The sequence below is a fragment of the Citrobacter cronae genome, assembly GCF_016893685.1.
GTDB lineage: Bacteria > Pseudomonadota > Gammaproteobacteria > Enterobacterales > Enterobacteriaceae > Citrobacter > Citrobacter werkmanii.
On record NZ_CP069763.1, the window covers coordinates 3,590,136 to 3,602,269 of the forward strand.

General features: G+C 49.8%; 13 protein-coding genes. 2 read left to right on the forward strand and 11 right to left on the reverse strand.

Annotation, left to right across the window (positions count from 1 at the left end; translation table 11 throughout):
- Positions 1 to 14: 14 nt before the first annotated feature.
- The 3 genes from JSN25_RS15460 to blr form a co-directional block, all read right to left on the reverse strand.
- Positions 15 to 455 (reverse strand): DUF2569 domain-containing protein, encoded by a 441-nt coding sequence (locus JSN25_RS15460; RefSeq protein WP_038640418.1) that lies wholly within the window; start codon positions 453 to 455, stop codon positions 15 to 17.
- A gap of 91 nt (positions 456 to 546) precedes the next feature.
- A complete protein-coding gene (ydgT, locus tag JSN25_RS15465) occupies positions 547 to 762 on the reverse strand; it encodes a transcription modulator YdgT (protein ID WP_008784684.1) in 216 nt (71 codons plus the stop codon).
- 291 nt (positions 763 to 1,053) lie between these two features.
- Positions 1,054 to 1,179, reverse strand: a complete 126-nt coding sequence (blr, locus tag JSN25_RS15470; RefSeq protein WP_038643149.1) for a division septum protein Blr — start codon at positions 1,177 to 1,179, stop codon at positions 1,054 to 1,056.
- A 240-nt stretch (positions 1,180 to 1,419) separates the two neighbouring features.
- Between blr and JSN25_RS15475 the strand changes: the two genes are divergently transcribed.
- Complete coding sequence (locus tag JSN25_RS15475) at positions 1,420 to 2,460, forward strand: oxidoreductase (protein ID WP_204525096.1); 1,041 nt, start codon at positions 1,420 to 1,422, stop codon at positions 2,458 to 2,460.
- A 77-nt stretch (positions 2,461 to 2,537) separates the two neighbouring features.
- Here the strand turns inward: JSN25_RS15475 and add are convergent, their stop codons facing one another.
- From add to JSN25_RS15505, 6 genes are all read right to left on the reverse strand, one after another.
- Positions 2,538 to 3,539, reverse strand: coding sequence for an adenosine deaminase (gene add / locus JSN25_RS15480; protein ID WP_038640426.1), 1,002 nt, complete (start codon positions 3,537 to 3,539; stop codon positions 2,538 to 2,540).
- Between the two features lie 161 nt (positions 3,540 to 3,700).
- Positions 3,701 to 4,711, reverse strand: coding sequence for a cytochrome d ubiquinol oxidase subunit II (cydB, locus tag JSN25_RS15485; RefSeq protein WP_204525097.1), 1,011 nt, complete (start codon positions 4,709 to 4,711; stop codon positions 3,701 to 3,703).
- A complete protein-coding gene (locus JSN25_RS15490; RefSeq protein ID WP_204525098.1) occupies positions 4,711 to 6,117 on the reverse strand; it encodes a cytochrome ubiquinol oxidase subunit I in 1,407 nt (468 codons plus the stop codon). The genes cydB and JSN25_RS15490 overlap by 1 nt, the downstream gene beginning before the upstream one ends.
- 50 nt (positions 6,118 to 6,167) lie before the next feature.
- On the reverse strand, positions 6,168 to 6,674 hold the full coding sequence (locus JSN25_RS15495) for a ferritin-like domain-containing protein (RefSeq protein WP_038640433.1): 507 nt from the start codon (positions 6,672 to 6,674) through the stop codon (positions 6,168 to 6,170).
- 24 nt (positions 6,675 to 6,698) lie between these two features.
- Entirely contained in the window at positions 6,699 to 7,196 is a 498-nt protein-coding gene (locus tag JSN25_RS15500; protein WP_204525099.1) for a YciE/YciF ferroxidase family protein, read from the reverse strand.
- 92 nt (positions 7,197 to 7,288) lie between these two features.
- Positions 7,289 to 7,474 carry a con-10 family general stress protein gene (locus JSN25_RS15505; protein WP_006684659.1) on the reverse strand — a complete coding sequence of 62 codons (186 nt, stop codon included), beginning with the start codon at positions 7,472 to 7,474 and terminating at the stop codon, positions 7,289 to 7,291.
- Between the two features lie 484 nt (positions 7,475 to 7,958).
- On the opposite strand from JSN25_RS15505, the gene JSN25_RS15510 reads away from it, so the two are divergent.
- Positions 7,959 to 9,158, forward strand: coding sequence for a zinc-dependent alcohol dehydrogenase (locus JSN25_RS15510; protein WP_121529017.1), 1,200 nt, complete (start codon positions 7,959 to 7,961; stop codon positions 9,156 to 9,158).
- A 68-nt stretch (positions 9,159 to 9,226) separates the two neighbouring features.
- On the opposite strand, the gene JSN25_RS15515 is transcribed toward JSN25_RS15510, so the two are convergent.
- Both JSN25_RS15515 and malX read right to left on the reverse strand, forming a co-directional pair.
- Positions 9,227 to 10,399 carry a MalY/PatB family protein gene (locus JSN25_RS15515; RefSeq protein WP_204525100.1) on the reverse strand — a complete coding sequence of 391 codons (1,173 nt, stop codon included), beginning with the start codon at positions 10,397 to 10,399 and terminating at the stop codon, positions 9,227 to 9,229.
- A 10-nt stretch (positions 10,400 to 10,409) separates the two neighbouring features.
- Positions 10,410 to 12,002: a maltose/glucose-specific PTS transporter subunit IIBC gene (gene malX, locus JSN25_RS15520; RefSeq protein ID WP_038640441.1), complete on the reverse strand. Its 1,593-nt coding sequence runs from the start codon at positions 12,000 to 12,002 to the stop codon at positions 10,410 to 10,412.
- Positions 12,003 to 12,134: the final 132 nt, after the last annotated feature.

Below are 12,134 nucleotides of genomic sequence, written 5' to 3' on the forward strand. Positions count from 1 at the left end.
TAACTGTAGGGTTATTACGGGTTCACAAACGTCGACTTAACGCGCTGTGAGCGCTTGAAGTAGGGCACCAGCAGTGCTGCTGCTAACAAAGGGAACAGCAGTTGGCGCACGGCAAAGGCGTCCGGGACGGGTGAAAACGCAAACGCTTTAATCGCCAGTAACACGGAGATCAACAGCCATAAAATATAGTGCTTCGGCACGCAGGTTCTGCGTTTGAAAAACGCAATCGTCAGCCATAACGTGTAATACCACATGGCGATAGCCGTAATAAAAGAGACGCCCCATAACAACAAATTGGTCGTACTTTGCTCACCAAGCGTTTGGAAGGTTTGCGGTGTGGCCAGCGCAGTGACGTAAAGTAACAACGCCAGCGAAGCACTCAACAACGCAACTAACAGCCAGGCCAATGGCCCAAGTAGCCAGCCTCCGATACGTTGTGCCGGTGTGGTAGTCATCTCTTCTCCAGGTTTACGCGCGCGATCAAACATGCCATTCATTTTGGGGCAATTATTATAAAGCTTTTAACGTTGAGCGCTACTTTCTTCTTTATTGCACGTAATGCCAGACTGATTTAGGCACCTGACCGACGTCAAACAGACGACCTCCGGAGATAAGCTCCGCACGACGGTGGTCTGCTGCACGGTACATATTGATAATGTCGTTATCGTCGGTGAGCGTGTAGTTAAGATGATCGAACAGTTTTTCCAGACTTTCGAGTGAACTAATTTTACGGAATTTTAATAAGTAATCCTGAACAGTCATAAAGAGCAATCCATATATAAAATAATACCAACGGAGTAGAAAATATTAAGAAATAAACAACGTGCACAGGTAAAAGCGGATTTGCGCGCAAATGTAAGAAAGAGTATGCATACCTGTAAAAAGCAGGCGCTATGTACGCCTGCGGCAAGGTTAGCGCGCTTCGCGATCCCAGGCAATACGCGCGGGAGCGGGATGCGGCATAATTCGCTTTTTTTGACAGAATTGGATCTTTTACAGCCGGACCCAGCAATGCGTAAAGGTGAATTGCGGGTCGAAAAAAGCTGATGACGCTTATTTTTTCTGCACTGCTGCAATTGGCTCCGGTGGCTGGTAATTGTCAATATGATTGGCAATACCCAGCAGGATCACGGAGACCGCAAGAACAATCCAACCTGCTAACTCAATAAGACGATTCATTACTGATGACATTTGCTTTGATTTATCCATAAACACAGGCTGCAAATGTTACTAATCTCTCCATAATACAGCAAGAAGATTGGGAACGATTTCAGCCACTTTTTCGCGGCAAATTCAGCTTAAGAAGCATATGTTTGACTTAAGTTAATAAACAACCTTTGTAGCGCAAAGGTTATTAAACTATTGAGACGTTGCAATGTATGGTGTGAAATAGGTCAGTCTGAATTGAGAGGCAATAACATGAGTGACAACATCCGCGTTGGGCTAATCGGCTATGGTTACGCCAGTAAAACCTTCCATGCCCCCCTGATTGTGGGCACACCAGGCCTGGAACTGGCCGCGGTGTCCAGTAGCGATGAAGCAAAAGTGAAGGCCGACTGGCCTACAGTGACGGTTGTTGCTGAGCCTAAGCACCTTTTTAACGATCCTAATATTGACCTGATTGTGATCCCTACGCCAAATGACACGCACTTCCCGTTAGCGAAGGCCGCACTGGAAGCGGGTAAACATGTGGTTGTTGAGAAACCGTTTACCGTGACACTGTCACAAGCTCGTGAGCTGGATGCTCTCGCGCGTAGTCTGGGGCGCGTACTATCCGTTTTCCATAACCGGCGCTGGGACAGTGATTTTCTGACGTTGAAAGCGCTATTGGCGGATGGCGTTTTGGGCGAAGTTGCCTATTTTGAGTCCCACTTCGATCGTTTCCGCCCGCAGGTTCGGGACCGTTGGCGTGAACAGGGCGGTCCGGGCAGCGGTATTTGGTATGATTTAGCGCCACATCTTTTGGATCAAGCGATTAATCTGTTTGGTTTGCCGGTCAGTATGACGGTGGATCTGGCGCAACTGCGTCCGGGCGCACAATCGACAGATTACTTCCATGCCATTCTGACGTATCCACAGCGTCGTGTGATTCTGCATGGAACCATGCTGGCGGCCGCAGAATCGGCCCGCTATATCGTGCACGGCTCACGCGGGAGCTACGTCAAGTATGGTCTTGACCCACAGGAAGAACGTCTGAAAAATGGCGAGCGCCTGCCTCAGGAAGACTGGGGTTACGACATGCGCGATGGCGTATTGACGCGAGTTGAAGGCGATGAGCGGGTTGAAGAGACCTGGCTGACCGTGCCAGGTAATTACCCGGCGTACTATGCAGGCATCCGTGATGCGCTGAACGGTAATGGTGAAAACCCGGTCCCGGCGAGACAAGCTATCCAGATTATGGAGCTGATTGAGCTTGGCCTTGAGTCCGCAAAACACCGCTCCACGCTTTGCCTTGCCTGATAAGGCTCATGCCGGATGGCGGATGCCCCGGCATTTGCTCCGGCCTACAATGCAACGCCACGTAGGCCGGACAAGCGTCACGCTGCCGCGACTTTCTCGCGCAGCGTACGTTTCTCTTCGTTACTCAGGAATGCCATTTCCAGACCATTGATTTGCGCCTGGCGGATCTGTTCGCGAGTTAAACCTGCGGCAGGAGCGGCAATGGTGTACTCGTGAATAATATCGACACCCTGAACAGCCGGATCGTCCGTATTCAGACTGGCCACAACGCCATGTTCAAGAAATGTTTTCAGCGGATGGGTCGCCAGCGTAGCGACGGTGCTGGTCTGGATGTTCGATGTCAGGCAGGATTCAATGCCGATACGGTGTTCGGCGAGATAATCCATCAATGCGCGATCTTCGACCGCTTTAACACCATGACCAATGCGTTCAGCGCCCAATTCTTTAATGGCCTGCCAGATACTTTCTGGCCCCGCGGCTTCGCCGGCATGGACGGTGATATGCCAGCCTGCATCGCGTGCCTGGTTGAAATGTGACAGGAACAAACTACCCGGGAAGCCCAGTTCGTCACCGGCCAGATCCAGCGCAGTAATATGGTCACGGTGTGCTAACAGCGCATCAAGTTCCTGCAGGCAGGCGGCTTCGCCGAAGGTACGACTCATAATGCCAATTAAACGCGCTTCAACGCCAAAGGCCTTGCAGCCTTCGCGCACGCCTGCAATAACGGCTTCAACCACGCCTGCTACAGGGAGTTGATGGGTCATTGCCATGTAGCCAGGGGAAAAACGTAGTTCAACATAGTGCAGGCCGTTGCGTGCGGCATCCTCAATATTTTCAAACGCGACGCGGCGGCAGGCGTCCAGCGAGGCCAGAACCTTTACGCCCCAGTCTAGTTTGGATAAAAAGCTGACCAAATCAGGCTCGGTTGACGTCACTTGCACATGAGGAATCAACGTTTCCAGCGTCTGTGCCGGGAGGGTTAAATTGAACTGGCGACCCAGATCGAGGATCGTTTGGGCACGGATGTTACCATCAAGGTGGCGATGGACGTCGGTTAAGGGGAGAGAAGTATCAATCATGGTCGCACTCGTATTTTTAGGTAAAGTGCAGGGCATTATACAACAGAATCATAATTCTCTAATAACTTTGAATAAAGCGCGCCAACACTTCGTAAAAGGGTCACATTGTGGACATTTATTTCAGATTTTCAATGAGTCAGGCGATCGGCGTGCTATCCTGGTCAATGGTAGCCTTCTCCGTCAGATACTTTGCCGCGAAAGACATAGTAGCTCCATGCCGTATACATCAGAATGACCGGAATAATAATAAGCGTGCCAACCAGCATAAACATCTGACTTGCAGGAGGAGCCGCCGCATCCCATAAGGTAATATGCGGCGGAATAATATAGGGCCACAGGCTGATGCCTAAGCCGCTAAAACCCAGAAAGATTAATCCCAGCGTCAGGATAAAAGGTCGTGCATGGCTGGTGTTGTCGCTGCTCAGACGCCAAATCCACAGGCTGAATATCGTCACCAGAATGGGGACCGGCACAAACCAGTAGAAATTAGGTAGCGTGAACCAGCGCTCTGCGATGTATTGCCAGCTAAGGGGGGTCCAGATGCTGACCACGGCAATAACCGCCAGCAGAGCGAGCAAAACATAGCGCGTTAATTTACGCATCCGTTCCTGAAGCGCGCCATCGCTTTTCACTATCAGCCAGGTGGTGCCGAGTAACAGATAGGCGGCAACCAGTCCGAGGCCGCAAAATACATTAAATGGGGTCAACCAATCCAAGGCCGACCCGGCAAAGCGTCGTTCTGCTATATCGAAGCCGTTAATCATGGCGCCAACAACGATACCCTGACTCACGGTCGCCAGCAACGAGCCGCCGGCAAAGGCGTAGTCCCAAAATAGCCGATGCGAAGGCGTGGCTTTAAAGCGAAACTCAAATGCCACGCCGCGAAAAATCAACCCAATTAGCATCATCGTGAGTGGAATTGCCAGTGCGTCAGCAATCACAGCATAAGCCAGAGGGAATGCGCCAAAGAGACCGGCCCCACCGAGCACCAGCCAGGTTTCGTTCCCGTCCCAGACGGGGGCCACGCTGTTCACCATCACATCTCGCTCGCTGGGGGCATGTACAATGCTAAACAACATACCAATGCCCAAATCGAAACCGTCCATTACGATGTACATCAGCGTGGCAAAGACAATGATAATAAACCAGATTACGGTGATATCGATGTCCATCAGATTTTCTCCTCTTCATCCGTTACCGGTTCTGCGGCGGAAAGCGGACGCGCAGGGGTGCCATCGGTTTGTGAGGTCAGTTCACTGACCGGCTGAGGTCCTTTTTTAATCAGCCTGAATATGTAGTGATAACCCACGCCAAAGACGGTGCTATAAACGACGATAAATACCAGCAAACTGATGACCATTTGCGTTGTGCTGTGCAATGAAACGGCATCCCTCGTGCGCAAAAAACCGTATACGACCCAGGGCTGGCGGCCAACTTCCGTGGTCACCCAGCCGGCCAGTAAGGCCAATAGTCCGGCAGGCCCCATCAAAAGCGCAAACCACTGGAATGGGCGGGAATGGTACAGGCGTTTGCGCCAACGTAACCAGACACTGCAGACACCCAGGGCGATCATCAACACGCCCATGCCAACCATGATGCGAAACGACCAAAATACAATTGCGGAGTTGGGGCGATCTTCCTTGGGAAAATCCTTCAGCGCTGGAACCTGCTTGTCCAGGCTATGGGTCAGAATCAGACTGCCCAGCGCAGGGATCGCCAGAGCGTATTTGGTGCGCTCTTCCTCCATGTCAGGCATGCCAAACAGCGTCAACGGCGTCGCCTCTCCGGGGGGATTCTCCCAGTGTCCCTCAATGGCCGCTATTTTCGCAGGCTGATGCTCAAGGGTATTGAGGCCATGCATATCTCCAACAACGGCCTGAATAGGGGCGACAATCAGAGCCATCCACAACGCCATCGAAAACATTTTACGAATGGCAGGGGTATCGTTACCGCGGAGTAAATGCCAGGCGGCAGATGCGCCAACGAACATCGCGCTACTCAGAAAAGCAGCAATCGACATATGCAATAAGCGATACGGAAATGAAGGGTTAAATATGATAGCCAGCCAATCCTGGGGAATGACATGCCCATTTTCGAGGCTAAAACCTTGAGGTGTTTGCATCCAACTGTTGGAAGCCAGGATCCAAAAGGTAGATAGCAACGTGCCCAGCGCCACCATACAGGTGGTGAAGAAATGCAGCGCTGGAGATACTTTATTCCAGCCGAATAACATTACGCCAAGGAAGCCCGCTTCGAGGAAAAAGGCGGTCAGGACTTCATAAAGCAGCAGTGGTCCGGTAATACTGCCGGCAAATTGCGAAAAGCCGCTCCAGTTGGTACCAAACTGATAAGCCATTACCAGGCCGGATACGACGCCCATCCCAAAATTGACGGCGAAGATTTGCAGCCAGAAATTATAGAGCGAGCGCCAGAGATTGTTTCGCGTGCGCAGCCACATCCCCTCCAGCACCACCAGATAGCTGGCCAGTCCAATCGTAATCGCGGGAAAAAGAATATGGAAAGAGACAGTGAAGGCGAACTGAAAACGGGCTAAATAAAAAGCGTCAAGTTCAGGCACGGTACAGACCCCATCCGAGGAAGCTCTGCCTGAAGCAGAGCGTAATGAGATTATTTTTTGGCTACAACGCCGTCAGCGTCAGACCGTAAGAGAAATTGTTCTGTCGTTTGCGGAATATGTTTAATCAGCCAGTCGGCCATCTCACGTTCCTCTGCCAGAATCGTTTCAATAGCGGGGATAGAGGCGGTATCACCGACCTTTTTTGCGGCGGCCAAAAGCGATGTGTAGCAGGCTATTTCAAATTGCTCGAATACATAGCCGCTAATTGCGCCTTTTACAATTTCGTCAGAAGGAAACATGCCGCCAATCGACTGGCCAAAAGCCGCCATTTTACTCATTGAGTCTTTTAATACAGAGCGAGAGATATCGTTTCGATCGAGGATCTCTTCCAACAGAGTAATTTGCCGTTTTGTTTCATTAATATGTTGCTCAATTCTGGCACGCAAATCAGGATAATTATCGATACGACTCGCCATCGATTCCAGCATTGACTCCGCTTGCTTTTCCATCGCGTGCGCATCGCGTAGCCAGTCATGGTAATGTTCTAAGTGATTCATCGTAATTTCCTCGTGTCAGTATGGTTATCGTTTTTCAGCGTCTTTATTAATGTTACCAACCGCAAGATCGGTTAATTTCAGATCGGTTTGTTTCTCTTCTTCAAGCGTTTCTGCGAGGAGTTTTACGGCTTTTTTATATCCAAGTTGTTCTGCCAGGGTTGCCAGTGTGCCGTAGCTGGCAATTTCATAATGTTCCACTTTCTGTGCGGCTGCGATTAATGCCGCATCGCGTACTTCATTTTTCTCGGTGCTTTCAATAACCTCATTAGCCTCTTCAATTAAGCCTTCCATCGCCACACATTTCATGCGTTTAATCTTAATTCCCGGCTCTTGCTCAACGATTTGGTCAATACGTTCAATTTGCCCCTGAGTTTCTTCCAGGTGGACATTAAAGGCTTTGCTGAGCTTTTCACTTGATGCGGCTCTGGCGAGTTTAGCCAGTCCGCGCGTTAATTGTTTTTCGGCGCTATAGGTATCTGAAAGTAGGTGAATAAATACGTCTTCAATGCTTTTCATATGCATATTAATATCCTGTAGAGGTTAAAAATAACTGCGAGCCTCATACAGACCCGCAGGACACTCTTTTCATTAAAAGATGAAAATAACGCTAACTATCAGGAGTTGTCAGACTTACGGCCACCACCGTGGCTGCTTTGTCCACCTTTCTTGCCTGCTTCAGATGCGCGTTGCGGATCGTTTTTGAAGTTACCACCGCTATGTTGACCGCCTTTACGGCCCGCTTCTGATGCTTTTTCTCGGTCTTCTGCGAAGTTACCGGAACCACCACGATGCTCTGCCATATATCACCTCATATATCGGTTATGTCAGTCAGATACAAAAAATAATTTCGTATCCGTCGTTGTTCAAGGCTTAAAGTTAGCGGCTATTTGTATTAAGTCAAATTTAATGTTGATATGCGGATTAGTCCGTATTGATAATTTTCAATGGATTGCGGGAAATACCGCTTCGCTTATTATGGCTGACGTTTAATTAATAAGTCGCTGTAACCGCCTGAGATTTAGAAGGAATAAAGGCATGATTGCCTGATCAGGATTACTCTTGTAAATTTTCTTAAATTATAAATAGATCGCAATAAAATCGAAGCGTTCCGTTCATGCTTAAAATGACATTATTAAATGTCATGGTATTCATTTTGTTCTACGCTTACTACTCTTTTGGGCAAAAACAATACGGAGCGAAAACATGGTTAACTTAAATAATGAAGGAACCAGCCAAATACGATAATTTTTTACTTTTAAGATGATGACTTAAAGGAGAAAAATGATGAAAGCACTGACTTATCATGGCCCTCATCATGTTAGCGTTGATAATATGCCAGATCCCGGCATAGAAGAGCCGGATGATATCATTCTGCGTGTTACTGCGACTGCTATATGCGGTTCGGACCTGCATCTTTATCGCGGTAAGATCCCTGGAATTCATCATGGCGATATATTTGGTCATGAGTTTATGGGCGAAGTGGTTGAAACGGGATCGCAAGTGACGGCTGTAAGTAAAGGTGATCGCGTGGTGGTACCCTTTGTCATTGCCTGTGGCGAATGTTTTTTCTGTCAACTTCATCAGTATGCCGCGTGTGAAAGCACTAACAGTGGCAACGGCGCAGCGCTGAACCGCAAGAATATCACGCCACCGGCGGCACTGTTTGGCTACAGCGATCTGTACGGCGGTATTCCTGGCGGTCAGGCCGAATATGTTCGGGTGCCAAAAGCGAACACAGGTCCATTCAAAGTGCCGGATACGTTGGCAGATGAAAAGGTTCTTTTTCTGTCTGATATTTTACCGACGGCATGGCAGGCAGTGAAGAATGCCGACATTAAGCCAGGCTCCAGCGTTGCTATCTTTGGCGCTGGACCGGTAGGGTTATTAACAGCTGCCTGTGCTCGTCTCAACGGTGCCGAACAGATATTTATCATTGATCATAACGATTACCGACTTGAATTTGCACGACAACGCTATGATGCGATTCCCATTAACTTTGATAAAAACGACGATCCTGCAAAATGGATTATTGATAACACGGCAGGTCATCGTGGCGTGGATGCGGTGATTGATGCCGTCGGTTTTGAGGCAAAAGGGAGTCTCACTGAAACTGTACTCAGCACATTAAAAATTGAAGGCAGTAGCGGAAAAGCGCTCAGGCAATGCATTGCGGCAGTGCGCCGGGGAGGAATTGTCAGCGTCCCTGGCGTTTACGCCGGTTTTATCCACGGATTCATGTTTGGTGATGCCTTTGATAAGGGGCTGACGTTTAAAATGGGGCAGACACATGTGCATGCTTACTTACCTGATCTGCTTAATTTGATCGAGAAGGGATTGCTTACCCCGGAAGAGATTGTGACGCACCATATGCCGCTGGAAGATGCCGCAAGAGGATATGAAATTTTTGAGAAACGGGAAGATGGGTGTCGAAAAGTTATTCTGGTACCGGGAATGAAAGCGGGATTATCCACGGTGAATGATTGACGCTGGCTTAATGGAGGAGGCGTCAGGCTGATAAGGCGCGCAATGAGGTTTTCATTGCGCAAACCTGCTTAACGAATTGTACGGATGGCGTTAATCAATCCCTGAACGCCTTTTTCAAGTTTTGAGCGCGGGCATCCGGTATTCAGGCGCACAAAACCGCGTCCTTCTTCGCCGTAGGTGTACCCTGGCATGATGGCGACTTTCTGCTGGTGGATAAGCGCTTCCTGCAATTCGCGATCATCAATGTTGAGCGGACGCAGGTCAATCCACGCCAGATAGGTAGATTGCGGAACCTGCCAGCTCAGTTCGGGGAATGCGGCATTAAGCTCGCGGGAGACGTAATGCAGGTTGCTGGCAAGGTAATCCCGCAGCGCATCAAGCCAGCTTGCGCCCTGTTGATAGGCGGCAATATGAGCGGTCAGCGCCAGTACCGCCGGCGAGGAAAGACCATCGCGACCTTTTAATGCGCAGAGATAATCGTTACGACTTTGAGCGTCTTCAATCATCCCGTAAGCCCCGGTCAGTGCCGGAATATTAAAACTTTTTGAACCGGAAGTGAGCAGCGCCCAGCTGTCACGTGCGACGTTACTCCAGGGAATATGTGGGTGATCTCCCCATACCATATCCATATGGATCTCATCGGAAATAACTTTTACACCATGGCGCTGACACAGTTCCGCCATGGTTTCCAGCTCATCACGCGTCCACACTTTACCCGTCGGATTTTGTGGGCTACAGAGCAGAAGAATTTTGCTCTCTGGACGAGACAGGGCACTCTCCAGCGCGGCCATGTCGCAGTACCAACCGTCAGTGCGTTTTTCCAGTTCGACAGCGCGTACCACGCGCTGATTACCCTCGATAGCTTTGTAAAACGCGTCGTAAGCCGGAGTGTGGATAACCACCGCATCACCCGCGGAAGACCACTGGCGAATCAGCTCTGACACCATATAGATGACCGAGGGACCATATACCAGCGACTGAGGATCGATTTTGGTATTGTGACGCGTAAGAAACCAGTGCTGAATGGCCGCCAAAAATTCATCATTTTTCCAACGGCTATAACCCAATACGCCATGGGACAGGCGCTGGGTAAGCGCCTCAAGAATGCAGGGGGCAGTGGCAAAATCCATGTCAGAGATGGTGAACGGTAGCAGATCGGCTGAGCCAAAACGGTCGGCGACGTAATCCCATTGGGTACACCAGGTGCCGTGTCTGTCCACAACCTTTGAAAAATCAAACATAGTGTTGTCCTTAAGCCTGTACGGTATTCATCAGAACCGCGATTTCGTCTTTCACTGACTGGACCTGCGGACCAATAACAACCTGGAGGTTATGCTGATTGAGTTGTACTACGCCAATGGCACGATTGTCCTTCAGAGCTTGTACGTTAACAAGCGACATATCTTTTACTGACAAGCGCAAACGAGTAATGCAGTTATCCAGGCTAACAATGTTTTCCGCGCCGCCCAACGCCGCCAGAATAGCTGGCACGTTGTATCCCGATTTACCTGGCGCTCCAGCCATCACTTTTTCGATAGTGCTGGCCATTTCGACTTCGCGACCCGGTGTCTTCAGATTGAAGCGCGTGATGGCGAAGCGGAAGATAACGTAATACACCGCGAACCAGATAGCTGCGACGACAGGGACCAGATACCACTTGGTAGACAATCCATGCAGGATGCCGAACACCACGAAGTCGATCAGGTTACCGTCAGTATTACCGATGGTAACGCCAAGCACCGCCATCACGGTGAAGCCGAGGCCGGTAAGCAAAGCGTGGATCACATACAGAACCGGGGCCACGAACAGGAACAAGAACTCAAGAGGTTCGGTCGTACCACCAATTACACAGGCAATCAGACCGGAAATTAATAACCCTTTAATTTTATGACGATTCTCTGGACGTGCGCAGTGATACATCGCTAACGCTGCACCCGGTAACCCGCCGAGGAACGCTGGCATTTTACCCTGGGACAGGAAGCGGGTTGCGCTTTCAGAGAAGCCTTGGGTTGTCGGGCAGCTCAATTGAGCCTGGAAAATAGTCAGTGCGCCGCTCACGCTATGACCACAGACTTCCTGCGTGCCGCCAGCTTCGGTAAAGCGAATCAATGCCACCAGAATATGATGCAGGCCAAAAGGCAGCAACAGACGTTCGCCGGTGCCAAACAGCATAGGACCAAATTCACCTGCACTGTTGATGATGTGACCGAGTCCGGTAATGCCCATGGCGAAAACCGGCCAAATCAGGGGAATGACCAGACCGACCAGGCCCATCACTACCGAGGAGATGATGGGAACGAAGCGAGTGCCGCCGAAGAAGGCGAGAGCATCCGGCAGACGAATGTTATGGAAGCGTTCATGCAGCATCCAGACGATGATCCCGGCGATGACGGCGCCGAGGATCCCGGTGTCGATCGACTGGATCCCCAGAATATTTTGCACGTTGTTGGCTTTCAGGATCGCCGCATCAGTGGTGGGTAAGATACCTTTTGCGGTTAACCAGAAGTTGACGGCAAGGTTCATTACCGCGTAACCGACAAAACCAGCAAACGCCGCCACACCTTTGTTCTCGCGCGCCAGGCCAAGAGGAATGGCAATACAGAACATCACCGGTAGGAAGCTAAACGCAAATGAGCCAACCTTGCTCATCCAGGTAAAGATGGCCTGTAGCACCGGATTTCCTAACGCCGGGATTAACGTTAAGACGTCGTGGCTGCTTAACGAACTGCCGATCCCTAACATGATCCCGCAAAATGAGAGCAGAGCCACGGGCAACATAAAAGTTTTGCCCAACTGCTGGAAAAATTCCCATAACGTTATTTTTGGTGTGGTTCTCGTCGTCATTAAACGACTCCTTGTTAAATCAGGCTGGCTAATGATGGCGAGAAGATAAAACGTTTTACCTAATTTTAGTGCGGTATAAATCACATTATCGAACGATAATAGGGGGTATAAATATAAGTGATTGATAAAACG